Here is a 19069-nt window from a genome sequence, read left to right as displayed (position 1 = left end):
TGAAGCGACGCCTCCATCGGTGGCAGGATAGACTGGATCTTATCAGCATTCGCCCGGACCGCCGTGTGCACGGATGTCGCAGGGCCGAGTCGACGAGGAGGCGTCATGGACGGCGTGGCACAGGCCCTGGGACCCTTGTTCCTGTTGATCCTGCTGGGGGCCGCCCTGGCGCGGCTCCAGCAGCCCGGCGGCGACTTCTGGCCGCGCATGGAGCGGCTGATCTACTTCCTGCTGTTTCCGGCCATGCTGGTCGCCACCCTGGCCGAGGCCGACATCCAGCGGGTCCCGGTGGGCCGCCTCGCCCTGGTGCTGCTCGGGGCCATCGGCGTGCTCGGCCTGTCGCTGTGGTGCCTGCGCCACCGCCTGGGACTGGCCGCACCAGCCTTCACCTCGGTCTTCCAGGGCGGGCTGCGGTTCAATACCTATGTGGGCGTGGCCGGGGCCGCGGCCCTGCATGGCCAGGCCGGCGCCACGGTGGCCGCGGTGGCCGTGGCGCTGATGGTGCCGGTGATCAACGTGCTGTGCGTCGTGACCTTCATCGCCGCCGGCACCCTGGGAGCCGCCGGGCTCGGCGCCAGCCTCGGCGCCCTGGCTCGCAACCCGCTGATCCTGGCCTGCCTGGCCGGCATCGGCCTGAATCTCTCCGGCCTCGGCCTGCCCGGCTGGAGCCAGGACACGGTGGCCCTGCTCGGCCGGGCGGCGCTGCCCCTTGGCCTGGTGGCGGTCGGCGTCGCCCTGCGTCCCCGGGCCCTGCTGCGCCGCGACCGCGGCGTCTGGGCCGCCAATCTGGTCAAGCTGGTGCTGATGCCCGCGGCGGTGCTGGGCCTGGCGCTGCTGTTCGACCTCGACCCCGTGAGCCGCGACGTGGCCCTGCTGTTCGCCGCCCTGCCCACCGCCACCTCGGCCTATATCCTGGCTCGCCAACTGGGCGGCGACGCCGAGCTCATGGCCGCCCTGATCACCGGCCAGACCCTGCTCGCCATGCTCACCCTGCCGCTGTGGCTGCGCCTCGCCGGCTAGGCAAATAAAAAAAGTTCTCGTTCACATTGACGAAGTGAATGAGAACGATTTACTCTTGGCACATGGCGTTGATGAGGCGCCATCCCGGTCAGGGGTCATGCCAGTCCCTGTCCCGGTTTCTCCTCCTCATTGCTAGTCACGGTCTTTTCGCCGCCCTCCGGGGCGGCTTTCTTTTTTCCTCACTCGCGCCGCCCCAGGCGCTGCTTCAGCAGCTCGCCCAGCGCCTCCACCGCCGGCCAGGAAGCGGCGGTCACCTGTCGCCCGTAGTGCAGCTGGGCCTCGCAGGCCGGCAGGGACGGCAGGCCCTCGGCCTCGCCCAGCTCGCGCATGGCCGGCGTCAACCGGTCCCGCTCGAGGATGCTCACGGCCAGCCCGGCCTCCACGGCCGTCTCCAGCGCATGGATGCTGGTGCTGGTGAACACCGCGTGCCAGGGGCGACCGATGGCCTCCAGGGCCTCGACCCCCAGCTGGCGGTAGGGGCAGTCCACCGGGTGCAGGGCCAGCGGCAGCGGCTGGTCGGGCGCCAGGGCCAGTTCCCGCGCCCCCGCCCAGACCGGCGTGGTGCGCCACAACGCCTCGCCACCGACCAGCCGATGCGGGCGGTCCAGGGCCACGATCAGCGACAGCTCGCCCCGCTGCAGTCGCCTCGCCAGGTCGCCGCTGGTGGCGGTCACCGCCTCCAGCACCACGTCGGGGTGGCGGGCCAGGAAGTCCGGCAGCAGCCGCCCCACCAAGCGGCTGGCATAGTCCTCCGGCAGGCCGAAGCGCACCCGGCCACTCAGGCCCCGGCCGCTGAGCCGGGCCACCAGGCCGTCATGGTGGCGCAGCAGCTCCCGGGCCTCGCCGAGCAGCAGCTCGCCGGCGGCCGTGGGCGTCATGCCCCGGGGGCCCCGCAGCAACAGGCGCGTGTCCAGCCGCGTCTCGAGCCGCTTGATCTGCATGCTCAGGGCACTGACCGTGCGATGGCGCTGCTCGGCGGCCGCGGCCAGGGAGCCGAGCCGTGCCACCGCCACGAAGCTGCGCAGGGCCTCCAGGTCCAGGGTGTCCGAAGAGGCTTCAGCCATATTGAACGCTCGCTGAAAAAAGTTTCGATTCCCGAAAGACTCTAGGCGCCCCAGACTCTCCCCACAAGTCAGCGGATGCCCCGGGGGGTGCCATGCGAGCCTTCACTCACCTGTCGTCACACTACGCTTGGCCGCGGTCGGGCGCCGCGCCCCTGGCCGGTCTCGCCGTGGCCGCCGGCTTCGTGCTGTGCTGGAGCAGCGGCTTCGTGGGCAGCCGCCTCGCCGTGGCCGTCGACACGCCGCCGCTGTCGCTCTATGCCTGGCGCTTCGCGCTGGCCACCCTGCTGGCGGGCCTCTGGTGGGCGCTGTGCGCCAGCCGGCGCCGGGGGCCGGGGCTGTCGCCCCGCGCCCTGGCCCGCGAGGCCCTGGTCGGCAGCCTGACGGTGGGCGCCTACCTGCTGGCCATGCTGCTGGCGGTGGAGGCCGGCGTCAGCGCCGGCGTGGCGGCGCTGATCGGCGCGCTGCAGCCGCTGGCGGCCACCACCCTGGCCGGCTGGTGGCTGGGCGAGCGCACGCGCCCGGCCCAGTGGCTGGGCATGTCGGTGGCGACCCTGGGGGCCGGGCTGAGCGTGCTGGATGACCTGCAGGGCGTGGGCGGCGCGCCGGCCTGGGCCTACGGCCTGCCGCTGCTGGCGGTCGCAGCCGTGACCCTGGGCAGCGTGATGGGTGCCCGGCGGCCGGCGGGCCTGGGCATGGAGGCGCGGCTGACCGTCCAGCTGGCGGCGGCGACGGGCGTGTTCTGGCTGGCCGCCGTGGTGCGCCAGCCGGGCTGGCCGGCGCCGCCGCCCCTCACCCCGGACTCGCTGACGGCGCTGGCCTGGCTGATCCTGCTCGCCACCTTCGGCGGCTACGGCTTCTTCCTCGAGAGCCTGCGCCGTTTCGGGGTGAGCCGCAGCGCCGCGCTGGTCGCCCTGACCCCGGCGGTGACCCTGGGCTGGACGGCGCTGCTGTTCGGGGAGTGGCCGGGCGGGCTCGGCGCCGTCGGCATGGCACTGGGCCTGCTCGGCGCCGGGGCCGCCCTGGTCGCCGGCCGGTCCCGCGGGCGCGGCGCCGGCGGGCACGCCGACACCGCCAGCCCGATCAGTCGACGCGGCGGTAGATCAGATCCCAGACCCCGTGTCCCAGCCGCTCGCCGCGGGCCTCGAACTTGGTGAGGGGGCGAAAGGCGGGACGCGGCACGTAGGGGGTGGTCTGCGGCGAGGCGGTGTTGGCATAGCCCGGGGCCTCGTCCATCACCTCGGCCATCCACTCGGCGTAGGCCTCCCAGTCGGTGGCCATGTGCAGGGTGCCGCCGGGCTTGAGCCGGGTACGCACCAGGGCGACGAAGGCCGGCTGGACGATGCGCCGCTTGTGGTGCTTCTTCTTCGGCCAGGGATCGGGGAAGAACAGCTGCAGGGTATCGAGGCTGGCCTCGGGCAGGCAGCGCTCGAGCACCGCCAGGGCGTCCTCGCGATAGACGCGCAGGTTGGTCAGGCCGCGCTTGTCGGCCTCGTCGAGCAGCTTGCCGACCCCGGGGGCGTGCACCTCGATGCCGATGAAGTCGGTATCGGGATGGGTCTCGGCCTGCTCGATCAGCGAGGCGCCCATGCCGAAGCCGATCTCCACCACCCGGGGCGCCTGGCGACCGAAGAGGGCATCGAGGTCCTGGCGGCCGTCGGCGAGCGTCAGCCCCAGCCGCGGCCAGACCTCCTCGAGGCCCCGGGTCTGGGCGACGGTCATGCGCCCGGCGCGCAGCACATAGCTCTTGATGCCCCGGCGATGCAGCGGGGCGTCGGGCCCTTCCGGGCCGGTGGTCGAGGCGGTGTCGTCGTGGTGCGGTGCGTTCATGCGCGGCATCGGGTCTCGTGGGTCAGGGGACAAGGCGTCAGGCGTTGATGCGGCCGGCCAGCGGCGAGGACGGCTCGGCGCTCTGGCGGCGCGGCATGCGCCCGGCCAGGAAGGCCTCGCGGCCGGCCTGGACGGCCTGCCGCATGGCGCTGGCCATCAGCAGCGGCTGTCGGGCATGGGCGATGGCGGAGTTCATCAGCACGCCGTCGCAGCCCAGCTCCATGGCCAGGGCCGCCTCGGAGGCGGTGCCGATGCCCGCATCCACCAGCACCGGCACGCCGGCCTGCTCGATGATCAGGCGAATGTTGTGGGGGTTCTGGATGCCGTGGCCGGAGCCGATCAGCGAGCCCAGCGGCATCACGGCGCAACAGCCCAGGCGCTCCAGTTCGCGGGCGACGATGGGGTCGTCGCTGGTGTAGACCATCACCTCGAAGCCGTCGTTGACCAGCGTCTCGGCGGCGGCCAGGGTCTCCACCACGTTGGGATAGAGGGTGGTGTCGTCGCCCAGCACCTCGAGCTTGACCAGGTTGTGGCCGTCGAGGAGCTCGCGGGCCAGCCGGCAGGTCCGCACCGCATCCTTGGCCGTGTAGCAGCCCGCGGTGTTGGGCAGCAGGGTGTAGCGCTGCGGCGAGACGACGTCGAGCAGGTTCGGCGCCGCGGCGTCCTGCCCCAGGTTGGTGCGCCGCACCGCGAAGGTCACCACCTCGGCACCGCTGGCGGCGATGGCCTCGGCGGTCTCGTCGAAGTCGCGGTACTTGCCGGTGCCCACCAGCAGGCGCGAGGTGAAGTCACGGCCGGCGATGCGCAGCGGCGCGTCCTGGAAGAAGTCGGTCATGGTTGTCGTGCTCCTGTGGATCCTGGTTCGCGGGGCCGCCTCGGCGCGTCAGCCGCCACCGATGGCATGGACGATCTCGACCCGGTCACCCTCGGCCAGGCGCGTCTCGGCGTGGACGCTCCTGGGCACGATCTCCTCGTTGACCTCCACGGCGATGCGGCGGCCGGTCAGGCCGAGGGACTCGACCAGCCGGGCCACCGAGGCATCGGCCTCCAGGGTGCGGGCCTCGCCATTGAGCTGGATCTGCATGGCTCTCTCCGGGGCTGCGGATTCGCGGGCCCATATTGTAGCGCCTCGGGGCCGGGCCGGGTACGGTAACCGCGAGACGATCGCAGGAGACCGTGATGCAGGACCGAGCCTGGTGGCTGGCGACGGCGCTGTCCGGCGCCCTGATGGTGATGGCCGGCGCCTTCGGCGCCCATGCCCTGGAGGGCAGCCTGGCCCCGCGGCTGGTGGCGGCCGTGGAGACCGGGGTGCGCTACCAGGCCTGGCACACCCTGGCGATGCTCGGCCTGCTGGCCTGGCGCAGCGCCTGCCCGCGCCCCGGGCAGCATCTGGTGCTGGGGCTGTGGGCGACGGGCATGCTGATGTTCTCGGGCTCGCTGTATGCCCTGGCCCTGTCGGGGCCGGGGCGGCTCGGCCTGGTCACGCCGCTGGGCGGCGTGCTGCTGATCGGCGGCTGGCTGGCGCTGGCCGCGACGGTTGGCCGGGCTCAGTCGCCGTCCGGCAGCACATAGGTCGCCGTGACCAGGGCCACCGGCGCCTCGTCACCGGCGGAGAACAGCTGGACCTCGCCCACCGCCAGGCGCCGCCCCAGCTTGAGCAGGTGGGCGTTGGCGATGATGTCGCGGTCGCCCCGCGGGCGGCGCAGGAAGCGACAGTGCAGGTCGCTGGTCACCGCCATCGGCTCGGGACCGACCTGGGCCAGGATCGCCACATAGAGGCAGACATCGGCGAGCCCCATCAGGGTGGGACCGGAGACGCTGGCGCCGGGACGCAGGTGCTCGTCCTCGATGGCCAGGCTCATGGTGGCCCGCATCTCGTCGATGCCCTCGATGGTGCCGGCGCGCTGGGGAAAGACCTCGTCGAGGAAGTCCTCGATGGCGGCGGCGGTCATCACGGTCATGGGGCGCTCCCTGCGGCAGTGGACGATGGCCCCAAGATAGCCCAGCAGGCCGGCCGCGCACAGTCGCCACGAGCCACGAGCCACGAGCCACGAGCATCGGGATATCCCTCGACTCGCGGCCCGCCACCCACAGCCCGCCCGCGATTATTTCGCCTTGTGCACCGCGCGCCAGTGATGCAGCAGCGGCTCGGTGTAGCCGGCGGGCTGCTCGAGCCCCTTGAAGATCAGGTCCGAGGCGGCCTGGAAGGCGTGGGAGGCCGAGAAGTCGGCGCTCATCGGCGTGTAGTCCGGATCCCCGGCGTTCTGCTGGTCGACCACCCTGGCCATGCGCTCCAGGGTCGCCCGGACCCGCTCGGCATCCACCACCCCATGGTGCAGCCAGTTGGCCACGTGCTGGCTGGAGATGCGCAGGGTGGCGCGGTCCTCCATCAGCCCCACGTCATGGATGTCAGGCACCTTGGAGCAGCCCACGCCGTGCTCGACCCAGCGCACCACGTAGCCGAGGATGCCCTGGCAGTTGTTGTCGAGCTCCTGCTGGATCTCCTCGTCGGACCAGGCCGGATGCTCGGCCACCGGCACGCTGAGCAGGGCGTCGAGGAGCCCTTCACGCAGGGCCTGCTCGCCCTGGGTCTCCAGTTCGCGCTGCACCTCGGCCACGTCGACCTGGTGATAGTGCAGGGCGTGCAGGGTGGCGGCGGTGGGGGACGGCACCCAGGCGGTGTTGGCACCGGCCTTGGGGTGGCCGATCTTCTGCTCCAGCATGGCGGCCATCAGGTCCGGCATGGCCCACATGCCCTTGCCGATCTGGGCGTGGCCGCGCAGGCCGCAGGCCAGGCCGACCTGGACGTTGCTGCGCTCGTAGGCACCGATCCAGGCGCTGTTCTTCATGTCGCCCTTGCGGATCATCGGCCCGGCTTCCATGGCGGTGTGCATCTCGTCGCCGGTGCGATCGAGGAAGCCGGTGTTGATGAACACCACCCGGGAGGTCGCCTCGTTGATGCAGGCCTTGAGGTTCACCGAGGTACGGCGTTCCTCGTCCATGATGCCCATCTTGAGGGTATCCCGAGTCATGCCCAGCAGGTCCTCGACGCGGCCGAACAGCTCGTTGGCGAAGGCCACTTCCCGCGGGCCGTGCATCTTCGGCTTGACGATGTACACCGAGCCCTGGCGGGAGTTGCGCGGCTGCCCCGCGCCCTTCTGCAGGTCATGCAGGGCGATCAGGCTGGTGACGATACCATCGAGGATGCCCTCCGGCAGCTCGTTGCCCTCGGCATCGAGCACCGCCGGGGTGGTCATCAGGTGGCCGACGTTGCGCACGAACAGCAGGGCGCGGCCCGGCAGGGTCACCTCGCCGCCCTGGGGGTCGGTCCAGGTGCGGTCGCCGTGCAGGCGACGGGTGAACGACTTGCCGCCCTTCTCGATCTGCTCCTCGAGGTCGCCCTTCATCAGGCCCAGCCAGTTGGCATAGACCCCGACCTTGTCCTCGGCGTCCACCGCGGCCACGGAGTCCTCGCAGTCCATGATGGCGGTCAGCGCCGCCTCGACGACCACGTCCTTGACCCCCGCCGGATCGGTCTTGCCGATGGGATGCCCGGCATCGACCTGGATCTCCAGGTGCAGGCCATGGTTGACCAGCAGGATGGCGGAGGGCGCGGCGGCCTCGCCCTGGTAGCCGACCAGCTTGCCGGGCGCCTTGAGGCCGGTCTCGCGACCGCCCTCAAGGGTCACCATGAGATGGCCGTCACGCAGGGTGTACTTCACCGCCTCGCGGTGCGAGCCGGTCGCCAGCGGCGCGGCACGGTCGAGCACGCCTCGGGCGTAGGCGATGACCTTCTCCGCACGCTTGGGATTGAAGCTATCGCCCTTCTCGGCGCCGCCGTCCTCGGCGATGGCGTCGGTGCCGTAGAGGGCATCATAGAGACTGCCCCAGCGGGCATTGGCGGCGTTCAGGGCATAGCGGGCATTGTTGACCGGCACCACCAGCTGCGGGCCGGCCTGCACGGCGATCTCGCGGTCGACCTCGGTGGTGGTGACCTCGACCCTGGCGGGCGCCTGCTCGAGGTAGCCGACCCGCTCGAGGAAGCCGCGGTAGGCCGACATGTCACGGATCGGGCCCGGGTTCTCGCGGTGCCAGGTGTCGAGCTCGCCCTGCAGGCGATCGCGCTCGGCGAGCAGTTCGCTGTTGTTCGGTGTCAGATCATGAAACAGGGCGTCCACGCCGCGCCAGAAGTCGTCGGGGTCGACTCCGGTGCCCGGCAGGGCCTGCTCGTTGATGAAACGGTCCAGCTCGGCGGCCACCTGGAGACGGTGGCGGGTGATGCGTTGGGTCATGGGGGCGTTCTCCTATGCGTGGCGATCCGGCGCCCCCTGGCACCGAACAGCCGGACAGGGAAAGGTGACTGCGCAATGACAATTTTGTGGAAATTGCTTCCACATGTAAACCCGAAGCTGGCGGACATCCCCCGCAGGGTAGACCAAAAGACGAGAGTCGGTAGTCTGACTCCCGACATTAATGAACAGTGGTTCCGCTCTCGGCAAGACGCTAGCATGAGTAGTCATTGCGGAGGATTCGATGAGCGATTTCAGCCCCCTACAGGCCCTAGGCCCGATTGCTCCGGCCGACCGGGCCGGCCAGGATCTCGTGCGCTATCTCGGCCACTACGGCCTGGCGCCGCTGCTGGCCGAGCATGTGGGGCTCTACGTGGGCTACGTGGACGCTCACGGCTTCCGCCTCTGGACCCAGGTGTGGAGCCCGCCGGCCGCCATCGGCACGGCCTTCGTGGTGCACGGCTACTATGACCACCTGGGGCTCTACCGTCACCTGCTCGAGTGCCTGCTCGATCGCGGCTGGCGGGTGGTGCTCTGGGACCTGCCGGGGCACGGACTGTCGAGCGGCGCGCGGGCTTCCATCGGCGACTTCGACGACTACGGCGACTGCCTGCGCAGCCTGCAGCAGTACCTGGCCTCCCGGGACCTGGCGCCCCAGCCCTGGCTCGGCATCGGCCAGAGTACCGGCGCGGCGATACTCGCCACCGACGCCCTGCGCCGGGGCGACGACGGCCATTGGGCCGGCCTGGCCCTGCTCGCTCCGCTGGTGCGCCCCTGGGGCTGGTCCCAGTCGAGCTGGTTGCACCGCCTGGTGGGGCCCTTCATCCGCTCGGTCCCGCGCCGCTTCCGCGACAATTCCACGGACCGCGACTTCGCGACCTTCCTGCGCGAGGGCGACCCGCTGCAGCCGGACCGCCTGGCCATGGAGTGGGTCGACGCCATGCGGCGCTGGATGCCGCAGCTGCTGTCGCTGCCGGCCAGTCCGGTGCCGACCCTGATCCTGCAGGGCGAACAGGACCTGACCGTGGACTGGGAGTGGAATCTCGAGGTGCTGGAGAGCAAGTTTCCCAACGCCGTGGTTCACCGCCACCCCGAGGCCCGACACCACCTGGTCAACGAGGCCGAGCCGATTCGTCGCACGCTGTTCAATGAGCTGGAACGGTTCATCGCCGGCCTCGAGCCCCATCGCGACGACCGGCCGTCGCTGGCGTCGCGCCGGAGACGCTCGGCCCCATGACCCGACGCCTGCTGCTCCTGCTCCCGCTGCTCCTGTTGCTCGTCGGCTGCGCCGGCGCCTGGGACGCCCCGGACGCCCCCCAGACCATACGCCAGGCGCTACTGGGCCTCGGCAAGCGGGCCGCCGAGACGGTGGAGACGACATCGCCCCTGCCCCGCCCCGCCGCCGACCAGGTCCTGCTGCTGGCCATGCCCGAGGTCGACCCCGACCTCCAGGTGGATGACACCCGCCTGCTCGAGAGCCTGACCCGGGCCCTGCTCGGCATCGACCGGGGGCCCCAGGTCCTCGACTGGCAACCGGCCCTGTCCGAGGGCGCCGGCCGCAACCTGTGGCGCCTGGACAGCCGGCTGATGGCCAGTGGCCCGCGCCTGACGCTGTCCGACCGGCAGCTGCTGCCCTACCGGCTGCGGCTGACCCTACGCCGCCCCGGCAGCGAGACGGCCGTCTGGGAGACCCACATCGACGGTGCCCTGGACGCCTCCGCGCTCTGAGTGACAGCCCCGCCCTCAGCCGCCGCTGAGCAGCCTATCGAGCTGGCGATAGCCGATGGCCTCGATCAGTTGCTCACGACCGGGGCTTGGCAGCCCGGCCAGGTCGGCCAGGGTCAAGGCCACCCGCAGCACCCGGTGGTAGGCCCGTGCCGAAAGCTTGAGACGCTCCAGCACCCCGGCCAGCCAGGCCCGGTCGCCGGCGTCGAGGGCGCAGGCGCGCTCCAGGTCGCCCCCCGCCAGCTGGGCATTGAGCGCGCCCCGGGCCCGCTGGCGCTCGCGGGCCGCCAGCACCCGGGCCCGCACCGTCGCCGAGTCCTCTCCCGCCGCCCGGGAGGTCAACTGCTCCGGCGGCAGCGCCGGCACCTCCACCTGCAGGTCGATGCGATCCAGCAGCGGTCCCGACAGGCGCGCCTGATAGCGCTGGATCTGGGCCGCGGTGCACTGGCAGACCTGGCGGGGATCGCCCAGGTGGCCACAGGGGCAGGGATTCATCGCCGCCACCAGCTGGAAGCGCGCCGGATAGCTGCGCTGATGGTTGGCCCGGGCGATGTGGATCCACCCGGACTCCATGGGCTCGCGCATCACCTCCAGCACCTGGCGGGAGAACTCCGGCAGCTCGTCGAGGAACAGCACGCCGTGGTGGGCCAGCGAGATCTCCCCGGGCCGCGGTCGCGAGCCGCCGCCGACCAGGGCCACCGCGCTGGCGGTGTGGTGCGGCGCGCGGAAGGGACGGCGGCCCCACTGTTCGGTGAGCGGCAGGCCGCTCACCGAGCGCACCGCCGCCACCTCGAGGGCCTCGTCCTCGCCGAGCGGCGGCAGGATGCCGGGCAGCCGGCTGGCCAGCATGGTCTTGCCGGTGCCGGGTGGGCCGGCGAACAGCAGGTTGTGGCCCCCGGCCGCCGCCACCTCCAGCGCCCGCCGCGCCTGGTGCTGGCCGCGCACCTCGCACAGGTCGGCCCCCGGGGCCTCGCTGATCGCTGGCCGCCCCAGCCGGTGGGCGGGGATGGGCGTCTGGCCCAGCAGGTGGGCCACCACCTCGAGCAGGTGGGCGGCGGGCAGCACCTCGAGGTCGCCGGCCAGCGCCGCCTCGTCGGCGTTGGCGACGGGCACGATCAGCCGGCGCCCGGCGCGGCGCGACGCCAGGGCCAGGGGCAGCACGCCGGTCACCGGCCGCAGCGCCCCGTCCAGGGCCAGCTCGCCCACGCACTCGGTGGCCTCGAGGGCCTCGGCGGGCACCTGGCCGGAGGCCACCAGCAGGCCCAGGGCGATGGGCAGGTCGAAGCGCCCGCCGTCCTTGGGCAGGTCGGCGGGCGCCAGGTTGAGGGTGATGCGTCGCAGGGGAAAGTCGAAGCCGGCGTTGACCAGGGCACTGCGCACCCGCTCGCGGCTCTCCTTGACCGCGGCCTCCGGCAGCCCGACCAGGGTGATGCCGGGCAGGCCATTGGCCAGATGCACCTCCACCAGGACCTCGGGGGCGTCGAGACCGAGGCCGGCCCGGGTGCGAATGATTGCCAGCGTCATCGGCGGTCCCTCGCGCGTTGTCTGCCCTCAGGCTAGACCAGCGCCAGCGGGACCGCTCGAGGGTTCAGCGGCCGGTCTCGCCGGTGCCGGCATCCTCCCCGGGCGCGGCGGGGGTGGCCGGGGCCTCGATGGCCGACGCCGGCGCCGGCGCCGGCGCCGGCGCCTCACGCTCGGCCGCCGGCCGGGGCGTGTCCAGCGCCTCCTCCAGGGCCGCGACCTGCTTCTCCAGGGCCTCGACCCGGCCACGGGTGCGCTGCAACACGTCCATCAGGATGTCGAAGTCCTCCCGGGACACCAGCTCCAGGCGGTCGAAGGCGCCCCGCACGACCTGCTGGATGCCCTTCTGCACCTCCTCGGGGGCCTGGGACGCGCCCTGCAGGCGCTCGCCGATCTGCTGAGCCAGTCGACTGATGCGATCTTGGCTGACCATGGTGTCTCTCCTGAACGATGATGGGATGGCTGTCTGACAGGATACGCAAGGCGCTCGTGGTGCGCATTCCCCCACACTCGCTTCTTAATGGCGCAGCCTCGCCGCGGGTCGGCACCAAGACGGTGCATCACCGCGCCCCCACCGCCCCAGGACCGGCGTGACCGCTCCCTTCATTATTTCTCCAACTCCATGAATTGGCGATTTTAATCCGGGCATTGGCATGGATTAAGCAAGGATTGCAGGACATGCACCGTGCGGCACCATGCCGCTCTCATTACCTGCAGGGGAGATTAGGGATGAAGCTGATCACCGCCATCATCAAGCCATTCAAGCTCGACGACGTGCGCGAGGCGCTCGCCGATAACGGCGTGCAGGGCATCACCGTCACCGAAGTGAAGGGCTTCGGCCGCCAGAAGGGCCACACCGAGCTCTATCGCGGCGCCGAATACGTGGTCGACTTCCTGCCCAAGGTCAAGATCGAGGTCGCCGTGGACGACGGGCGACTCGACATCGTGCTGGATGCGATCTGCACCGCGGCCAACAGCGGCAAGATCGGCGACGGCAAGGTGTTCGTCACTCCCCTGGAAGACGTCATCCGCATCCGCACCGGCGAGCGCGGCGGCGACGCCGTCTGACCCGACCGCCCTGCCCCTTTCATGAGGAGTGACCGTCATGACTGAGTTGACCGAGCTGAGCTACGCACTCGATACCTTCTACTTCCTGATCTGTGGCGTCCTGGTGATGTGGATGGCCGCCGGCTTCTCGATGCTCGAGGCCGGCCTGGTGCGTTCCAAGAATACCGCCGAGATCCTGACCAAGAACATCGCGCTGTTCGCCATCGCCTGCACCATGTACCTGCTGCTGGGCTACTACCTGATGTACTCCAGCTCCGCGGGCGGCATCCTGCCCAACCTGGGCTTCCTGCTGGGCGGCGAGAATACCGTGGAGGCGGTGACCGCCGGCGGCGATGACGCGCCCTACTACTCCATGCGTGCCGACTTCTTCTTCCAGGTCGTGTTCGTGGCCACCGCCATGTCCATCGTCTCCGGGGCCGTGGCCGAGCGCATGAGGCTGTGGGCCTTCCTGGCCTTCGCCGTGGTGATGACCGGGGTCATCTATCCGGTCTCCGGCTACTGGACCTGGGGCGGCGGCTGGCTGGCCGAGCTCGGCTTCTCCGACTATGCCGGCTCCGGTATCGTGCACCTGGCCGGGGCGGCCGCGGCGCTCGCCGGCGTGCTGGTGCTCGGACCGCGCAAGGGCAAGTACGGCAAGGATGGCAGCATCTTCGCCATCCCCGGCGCCAACCTGCCGCTGGCCACCCTCGGCACCTTCATCCTGTGGATGGGCTGGTTCGGCTTCAACGGCGGCTCCGAGCTGAAGGTGTCAGACGTCAGCTCGGCCAACAACATGGCCCAGGTGCTGGTGAACACCAACGCCGCCGCCGCCGGCGGGGTGATCGCCGCGCTGATCCTGGCCAAGCTGTGGTTCCGCAAGGCCGACCTGACCATGGCCCTCAACGGCGCCATCGCCGGGCTGGTGTCCATCACCGCCGACCCGCTGTCGCCCAGCGCCCTGGGTGCCACCCTGATCGGCGCCATCGGCGGCCTGCTGGTGGTGGTCTCCATCGTCGGCCTCGACAAGCTCAAGCTCGACGATCCGGTCGGTGCCATCTCCGCCCACGGCGTGGCCGGCATCTGGGGGGTGCTCGCGGTGCCGCTCTCCAACGACGGGGCCTCCTTCGGTGCCCAGATCATCGGCATCCTCGGCATCTTCGCCTGGGTGTTCCTCGCCAGCCTGGTGGTGTGGCTGATCATCAAGGCCGTGATGGGCGTCCGGGTCAGCGAGGAAGAGGAATACGAGGGCGTCGACCTGGCCGAGTGCGGTCTCGAGGCCTACCCCGAGTTCACCGTCTCCAAGGTGCACGGTGGTGGCGCCGGCCGCAGCCGGGCCGAAGGCCTGGGCCAGGCGCAGATGAGTCCACGCGCCGAATGACACCGATGGCAGCAGGCGTCACGATGGCCCCCTCGCGGGGCCATTTTTTTTTCCTCCCGCAGGGGGTGTATGCTCTGTCACAATGACCCCCGACAGGGATGGCGCACACGCCATCGGATACGGACAACGCGAGGACATGACCATGAAACTGGTGACCGCCATCATCAAGCCGTTCAAGCTCGACGACGTACGCGAATCGCTCTCCGAGATCGGCGTCCAGGGCATCACCGTGACCGAGGTCAAGGGCTTCGGGCGCCAGAAGGGCCACACCGAGCTCTACCGCGGCGCCGAGTACGTGGTCGACTTCCTGCCCAAGGTGAAGCTCGAGGTGGCCGTGGATGAGTCGATGGCCGAACAGGTGATCGATGCCATCACCCAGGTGGCCAATACCGGCAAGATCGGCGACGGCAAGATCTTCGTCACCGCCCTGGAGCAGGTCATTCGCATCCGGACCGGCGAGACCGACAAGGACGCGGTCTGACAGCTCTAAGCTCTAAGCTCTAAGCTCTAAGCTCTAAGCTCTAAGCTCTAAGCTCTAAGCTCTAAGCCAGTATCACCCTGCCCTCGGCCGGTCGCGACAGCGACCGGCCGAGGTCGTCATGAGGACAAAAATGCCGGCCCGAAGGCCGGCGAGTTCAAGCCATATGGCTTGCAACAAGCTGGGTCAAAGGCGGAGCCGCCGTGGCGGCCTCCGCTACCGCTCAGAAGTGGAACTGGGCGCTGGCCATCACGCGGCTGGCGTCCACCTCCTCGCCGCTGACCTTCTCGAGGTCGATAAACTGGTACTCGGCCCCTACCGTCAGGCGATCGTTGACGTCCCAGATCAGGTTGACATGGGAGAACTGCACTGTGTCGGTCATGCCCTGCAGGGCCGGGGCATCGTCCGGCAGGTCTTGGTTGACCAGAGAAGTGCCGATGGAGCTCGACCAGTCGGCGTTCCAGCGGTGATCCAGGGAGATGCCGTAGCTCTGCAGGTCGACGGCCTCCAGTGAGCCATCGGCCGCCAGGAAGGCATCCGGAGCCCGATACTGAGCGCCGGCAGGGGGCACATAATCCAGGTAGCTGCCCAGGCCGCTACCCACCATCAGGTTGCCCTTGAGGGTGGTGCGGCCGCCCAGCGGCAAGGCCCCCTGGGCGGCCATGCCGAAGCCGGTGGCGCTCTCGTCCTGCCCACTCACGGCGGACTCGGTGGTGAACTGGCGCACCACCCCGGAGATACCGAAGTGGCGCTTGTATTGGTAGCGCAGGGTCAGATCGGGCACCTCGAAGTTCTCGTCGACGGTGCCGCCCGCCCCCAGGTCGGAGATCGAGGACTCGGGGTTCTCCAGAGCCACCGCAAAGGTATTCGCCCCCGCTTGGTGAGAGTAGCGCACCTGCTCGGGACGCCCAGTGGCGTACCCGATGGGGCCGCCCAGCTTGAGGATGCGCGGCGTGCCCAGGAAGTGCATGAAGTTGGTCCAGGTCTGGCCGGCCAGGAAGCCATTGTACTCGCCATAGGCGTGTCGCAGGTTGAACTTCTCGTCGGGCAGGAAGTGCCCTTCGAAGTAGGTGCGCAGCATCTCGTCGCCGAACCGGGTCTGGGTGCGGAAGTTCAGCCGCGATTCACTGGCGGTGAAGGTCGTCCGACCATCGGTGGCGTTGCTCTCGCTGGCGGCCGCCAGCGGGTCAGTGGAATCGCCCAGGTCGTAGTCGAAATCGTAGATGGCGTCGAACTTGATGTAGCCACCGAAGGCCACATCGGTGTTGGTACCCGGGATATTGAAGGTGCTGCGGTGGTTCCAGGGCGCGCCCACGCGGCTCGGCTCGCCGGTGACGACGGGCTGCCCCGCCTCGACCACGTCGAAGGCCGAGGAACTCTGGGCCGCAAGGATGCCTGCCGGCAGCAGGGCCAGCATCAGGGTCTTCTTGGCTTGCATAGGGGTCTCTCTTGATTCGTTGTTATGAAACGGAAGGCAAAGGATTGTTTTTTTCGTTCGGGTTCTCTCGATGATCCCTGGCGTCTCCTCCTTCGGCAGTGAGATGAGACGTCACCGGCGAGCCGGTGACGGCGGGCATCAGTAGAGGGACTTCTGCGGCGGGCCGGCGAACTCGAGCGGGCCGACGCTGGCCATGTCCACCTCGACCACCGCCGGGCCGGCACTACCCACGGCCTCGGCCAGCACGCCGGCGAAGTCGTCGCCGGAGCCAACCTTCCAGCGCGGCAGGCCCAGGGCATCGGCCATGGCCTGGAAGTCCGGCGTGAGCAGGTCGTTGTAGTACTGGCGACCCTCGAAGTACTTGTCCTGGATGCCGCGCATCACCCCGTAGCCGCCGTCGTTCATCACCACCAGGGTCATGTCCAGGCCTTCCTGGGCCAGCGTCGCCAGCTCGCCGACCATCAGCATCAGGCCGCCGTCGCCGACCAGGGTGACCACCTTCCGACCCTGTGCGCCCACGGCGCAGCCGATGCCGGTGGCCAGGCCCTGGCCGATGGCGCCGGCCAGCGAGTGGATGTTGGTCAGCGGGCGCTCGCTGGGCAGCAGTCGGCTGCCCCAGGTGCTGCCGGAGACCGTGATGTCGCGCACGAAGATGCCGTCAACGGGCAGCGACTCGTGCACCGCGTCGCAGAGCTTGGCGTATTCGCCTACCTGGTCGCGCAGCGCCCGCTCGGCGGCCTGCACGGCACGGGCAACATCGCGGTCGACCTCGGCATCGGGCTCGCGCTTGTCCTCCAGGCGATCGGCCAGGCGCGAGAGCACGTCGCCGCACTCGCCGCACAGGAAGGCGTCGGCCTGATAGTTGCGGTGGGCCGCGGCCGGGTCGACGTCGATCTGCACCAGCGGACGCGGCAGCGCCACCGAGAAGGTGCGGGTCTCGTTGCTGCGCAGCCGCGAGCCGGCCACCAGCATCAGGTCACTGCTGGCGAACAGCTCCTCCACCGCCGGGGCACTGTGGAAGGCGCGCAGGCTGCGCGGGTGGCTGTCGGGCAGCACGCCGCGGGCATGGGTGCTGGAGACCACCGGAATGCCGACATCGGCCAGGCGGCGCACGGCCTCACTCGCCTCCAGGCAGCCGCCACCGATCCACAGCACCGGGCGCTCGGCGGCCAGCACGCGCTCGGCCAGGGCGTCGACCTCGGCCTCACTGACGCGGGCCGGGGCCGCGGGGACCGCCGGGGCGGTCTCGACCCACTCGACCCGGCTGGCCTGGATGTCGATGGGGATCTCCAGGCTCACCGGGCCCCGCGGCAGGGTCATCGCCTCCTGGATGGCGCGGTGCAGCAGCGGCACCACCTGCTCGGGGGTACAGGCGCGGTAGGCACGCTTGGAGCAGGCCTCGAGGAAGCCCATCTGGTCGCGGGTCTCGTGGATGAAACCGGCGTCGCGATCCAGGTAGGCCTTCTCGACCTGGCCGGTGATGTGCAGCAGCGGCGTGCCGGCGTTGAGCGCCTCGAGCATGGCGCCCACGGCATTGCCGGCCCCGGCGCCGGTGCTGGTCAGGGCCACGCCGAGGCCGCCCACCCGGGTATGGCCGTCGGCCATGGTCACGGCGCCGGCCTCGCCGCGTGAGGGCACGAAGCGCACCCGCTCGCGCTGGCCGATGGCGTCGGCGATCGGCAGGTTGTGGATGGAGATCACGCCGTACACGGCCGAGACGGCGTAGGCTTCCAGGGTGCGGGCGACGGCTTCGCCCACGGTGATGGTCGTCATGATGCTAATCCTCTGTGACCGTGGGCGCTCAGTCGCACCAGTTCATGGGGTCGTGCTCGAGGCCCAGGTACAGGCTCTTCTGCTGCATGTAGGCCTGGATGCCCTGGCGGCCCTTCTCGCGGCCCAGGCCGCTCTCCTTGTAGCCGCCGAAGGGCGTCGAGATGGCGAACTTCTTGTAGGTGTTGATCCACACCGTGCCGGCCTCGAGCCGGTCGGCGAGACGCAGGGCGCGGCGGTAGTCGGCGCTCCAGATGCCGGCCGCCAGGCCGTAGACGTTGTCGTTGGCCTGGCCCACCAGCTCGTCCTCGTCGTCGTAGGGCAGCGCCACCAGCACCGGGCCGAAGATCTCCTCCTGGCAGACCGCGCTGTCGTGGGGCAGGCCGTCGATCAGGGTCGGCGGGTAGAAGCTGCCCGCGGCCAGCTCGCCCTCGGTGGGGATCGCACCGCCACAGCGGATGCGGCCGCCCTCCTCGCGTGCCCGCTCGACGTAGGCCGCCACGCCGTCGCGGTGCGCCTCGCTGATCAGCGGCCCCAGGTGCACGCCGGGGGTCTCGGGGTGGCCGACGCGCAGCTCGCGGGCGATGGTCTCGAGCCGGGCCATGGCCTCGTCGTAGCGGCGGCGGTGGATGAACAGCCGCGAGCCGGCGATGCAGGCCTGGCCGGCGGAGCTGAAGATGCCGTAGGCCACGCCCTTGACCGCCTGCTCCAGGTCGGCGTCCTCGCGGATGATCGTCGGCGACTTGCCGCCCAGCTCCAGGGAGGTCGCGATCAGCTTGTCGGCGGCCACATGGGCCAGGTGGCGGCCGGTGTTGGTGCCGCCGGTGAAGGAGATCTTGCGCACCCTGGGGTGGCGCGCGATGGCCTCGCCGATCACGCTGCCGCGGCCCGGCAGCACGCTGAGCAGCCCCATGGGCAGCCCCGCCTCCTCGAACAGCTCGGCGAGCTTGAGGGCCATCAGCGGGGTGGCCTCGGCGGGCTTGAGCACCACGGCGTTGCCGCCGGCCAGGGCCGGGGCGACCTTCTGCATCTCGCTGGCGATCGGCGAGTTCCAGGGCGTGATGGCGGCGATCACCCCGAGCGGCTCATAGGTGCTCAGAGTCAGGAAGTCGGCGTTGCGCCGGGTGGGCAGCTCGCCCTCCAGGGTCTCGCAGGCCGCCGCGAAGTAACGCGCGGTGCCGGCGGCGCTGGCCACCAGGCCGCGGGCCTCGGCCAGCGGTTTGCCGTTGTCACGGGTCTGCAGGGCGGCGAGCTCCGCGGCCCGCTCGCGGATCAGCTCGCTGACGCGGTAGAGCACCTCGGCCCGCTCGTGGGGCAGGCGCTCGCGCCAGGCCGGGGCGCGCCAGGCCGCGTCGGCGGCGGCGATCGCCTCCTCGACGTCGTCGAGGCTCGCGGCATTGAGCTCGGCGTTCACCGAACCGTCGGCGGGGAAGCGCGACACCATGGGGTCGCCGCGGCCCTCGCGCCATTCGCCGGCGATGAAGATCTTCAGGGTCATCTCGGACACCTCCG

The 19069-nt window shown here is 70.6% G+C and carries 19 protein-coding genes; 8 read left to right on the top strand and 11 right to left on the bottom strand.

Annotation, left to right across the window (positions count from 1 at the left end; all coding sequences use genetic code 11):
• The first annotated feature begins 105 nt into the window (after positions 1 to 105).
• The gene (locus tag QWY76_RS08675) at positions 106 to 1020 is read left to right on the top strand and encodes an AEC family transporter (protein WP_290310735.1); all 915 of its coding nucleotides are present in this window, start codon (positions 106 to 108) and stop codon (positions 1018 to 1020) included.
• A 179-nt stretch (positions 1021 to 1199) separates the two neighbouring features.
• Here the strand turns inward: QWY76_RS08675 and QWY76_RS08670 are convergent, their stop codons facing one another.
• On the bottom strand, positions 1200 to 2084 hold the full coding sequence (locus tag QWY76_RS08670; RefSeq protein WP_290310734.1) for a LysR substrate-binding domain-containing protein: 885 nt from the start codon (positions 2082 to 2084) through the stop codon (positions 1200 to 1202).
• Between the two features lie 92 nt (positions 2085 to 2176).
• Here QWY76_RS08670 and QWY76_RS08665 point away from each other — a divergent pair, with 92 nt between their 5' ends.
• Positions 2177 to 3238 carry a DMT family transporter gene (locus tag QWY76_RS08665; RefSeq protein ID WP_290310733.1) on the top strand — a complete coding sequence of 354 codons (1062 nt, stop codon included), beginning with the start codon at positions 2177 to 2179 and terminating at the stop codon, positions 3236 to 3238.
• Here QWY76_RS08665 and trmB read toward each other — a convergent pair.
• Genes trmB through thiS form a run of 3 tightly spaced genes read right to left on the bottom strand, consistent with a single transcriptional unit; the run spans position 3165 to position 4995 of the window.
• Positions 3165 to 3920, bottom strand: coding sequence for a tRNA (guanosine(46)-N7)-methyltransferase TrmB (gene trmB / locus QWY76_RS08660; RefSeq protein ID WP_290310732.1), 756 nt, complete (start codon positions 3918 to 3920; stop codon positions 3165 to 3167). The two genes, QWY76_RS08665 and trmB, sit on opposite strands and share 74 nt — an antisense overlap.
• 28 nt (positions 3921 to 3948) lie before the next feature.
• Entirely contained in the window at positions 3949 to 4746 is a 798-nt protein-coding gene (locus QWY76_RS08655) for a thiazole synthase (RefSeq protein ID WP_290310730.1), read from the bottom strand.
• A 48-nt stretch (positions 4747 to 4794) separates the two neighbouring features.
• The gene (gene thiS / locus QWY76_RS08650) at positions 4795 to 4995 is read right to left on the bottom strand and encodes a sulfur carrier protein ThiS (RefSeq protein WP_183383013.1); all 201 of its coding nucleotides are present in this window, start codon (positions 4993 to 4995) and stop codon (positions 4795 to 4797) included.
• Positions 4996 to 5090: 95 nt separating this feature from the next.
• Here thiS and QWY76_RS08645 point away from each other — a divergent pair, with 95 nt between their 5' ends.
• Positions 5091 to 5483 carry a DUF423 domain-containing protein gene (locus QWY76_RS08645; protein WP_290310729.1) on the top strand — a complete coding sequence of 131 codons (393 nt, stop codon included), beginning with the start codon at positions 5091 to 5093 and terminating at the stop codon, positions 5481 to 5483.
• Here the strand turns inward: QWY76_RS08645 and QWY76_RS08640 are convergent.
• Positions 5459 to 5872 carry a PaaI family thioesterase gene (locus QWY76_RS08640; RefSeq protein ID WP_290310728.1) on the bottom strand — a complete coding sequence of 138 codons (414 nt, stop codon included), beginning with the start codon at positions 5870 to 5872 and terminating at the stop codon, positions 5459 to 5461. The genes QWY76_RS08645 and QWY76_RS08640 overlap by 25 nt on opposite strands.
• A gap of 144 nt (positions 5873 to 6016) precedes the next feature.
• Positions 6017 to 8203 (bottom strand): malate synthase G, encoded by a 2187-nt coding sequence (locus QWY76_RS08635; RefSeq protein ID WP_290310726.1) that lies wholly within the window; start codon positions 8201 to 8203, stop codon positions 6017 to 6019.
• 241 nt (positions 8204 to 8444) lie between these two features.
• On the opposite strand from QWY76_RS08635, the gene QWY76_RS08630 reads away from it, so the two are divergent.
• Complete coding sequence (locus tag QWY76_RS08630) at positions 8445 to 9437, top strand: alpha/beta hydrolase (protein WP_290310725.1); 993 nt, start codon at positions 8445 to 8447, stop codon at positions 9435 to 9437.
• On the top strand, positions 9434 to 9928 hold the full coding sequence (locus QWY76_RS08625; protein ID WP_290310724.1) for a hypothetical protein: 495 nt from the start codon (positions 9434 to 9436) through the stop codon (positions 9926 to 9928). The genes QWY76_RS08630 and QWY76_RS08625 overlap by 4 nt, the downstream gene beginning before the upstream one ends.
• Before the next feature lie 15 nt (positions 9929 to 9943).
• Here QWY76_RS08625 and QWY76_RS08620 read toward each other — a convergent pair whose 3' ends face one another.
• Together QWY76_RS08620 and QWY76_RS08615 are read right to left on the bottom strand one after the other, a co-directional pair.
• Positions 9944 to 11449, bottom strand: coding sequence for a YifB family Mg chelatase-like AAA ATPase (locus QWY76_RS08620; protein WP_290310723.1), 1506 nt, complete (start codon positions 11447 to 11449; stop codon positions 9944 to 9946).
• Between the two features lie 64 nt (positions 11450 to 11513).
• The gene (locus tag QWY76_RS08615) at positions 11514 to 11879 is read right to left on the bottom strand and encodes an accessory factor UbiK family protein (RefSeq protein ID WP_290310722.1); all 366 of its coding nucleotides are present in this window, start codon (positions 11877 to 11879) and stop codon (positions 11514 to 11516) included.
• Positions 11880 to 12175: 296 nt separating this feature from the next.
• On the opposite strand from QWY76_RS08615, the gene QWY76_RS08610 reads away from it, so the two are divergent.
• The 3 genes from QWY76_RS08610 (at position 12176) to glnK (ending at position 14352) form a co-directional block, all read left to right on the top strand.
• Positions 12176 to 12514 carry a P-II family nitrogen regulator gene (locus QWY76_RS08610; protein ID WP_290310721.1) on the top strand — a complete coding sequence of 113 codons (339 nt, stop codon included), beginning with the start codon at positions 12176 to 12178 and terminating at the stop codon, positions 12512 to 12514.
• Between the two features lie 37 nt (positions 12515 to 12551).
• Positions 12552 to 13871 carry an ammonium transporter gene (locus QWY76_RS08605; RefSeq protein WP_290310720.1) on the top strand — a complete coding sequence of 440 codons (1320 nt, stop codon included), beginning with the start codon at positions 12552 to 12554 and terminating at the stop codon, positions 13869 to 13871.
• Positions 13872 to 14013: 142 nt separating this feature from the next.
• A complete protein-coding gene (gene glnK / locus QWY76_RS08600; protein ID WP_183383023.1) occupies positions 14014 to 14352 on the top strand; it encodes a P-II family nitrogen regulator in 339 nt (112 codons plus the stop codon).
• 220 nt (positions 14353 to 14572) lie between these two features.
• Here glnK and QWY76_RS08595 read toward each other — a convergent pair whose 3' ends face one another.
• The 3 genes from QWY76_RS08595 to QWY76_RS08585 all read right to left on the bottom strand — a co-directional run bounded on the left by QWY76_RS08595 (position 14573) and on the right by QWY76_RS08585 (position 19055).
• Positions 14573 to 15787 (bottom strand): DcaP family trimeric outer membrane transporter, encoded by a 1215-nt coding sequence (locus tag QWY76_RS08595; RefSeq protein ID WP_290310719.1) that lies wholly within the window; start codon positions 15785 to 15787, stop codon positions 14573 to 14575.
• Positions 15788 to 15925: 138 nt separating this feature from the next.
• Positions 15926 to 17560, bottom strand: a complete 1635-nt coding sequence (locus tag QWY76_RS08590) for a thiamine pyrophosphate-binding protein (protein WP_353960397.1) — start codon at positions 17558 to 17560, stop codon at positions 15926 to 15928.
• Between the two features lie 28 nt (positions 17561 to 17588).
• Entirely contained in the window at positions 17589 to 19055 is a 1467-nt protein-coding gene (locus QWY76_RS08585) for an aldehyde dehydrogenase (protein WP_290310718.1), read from the bottom strand.
• Positions 19056 to 19069 lie beyond the last annotated feature (14 nt).

Origin of the sequence: Halomonas maura (assembly GCF_030409305.1) — a bacterium.
In the GTDB taxonomy this organism is placed as follows: Bacteria; Pseudomonadota; Gammaproteobacteria; order Pseudomonadales; family Halomonadaceae; genus Halomonas; species Halomonas maura.
This window is presented reverse-complemented; position numbering and strand designations above follow the sequence as displayed.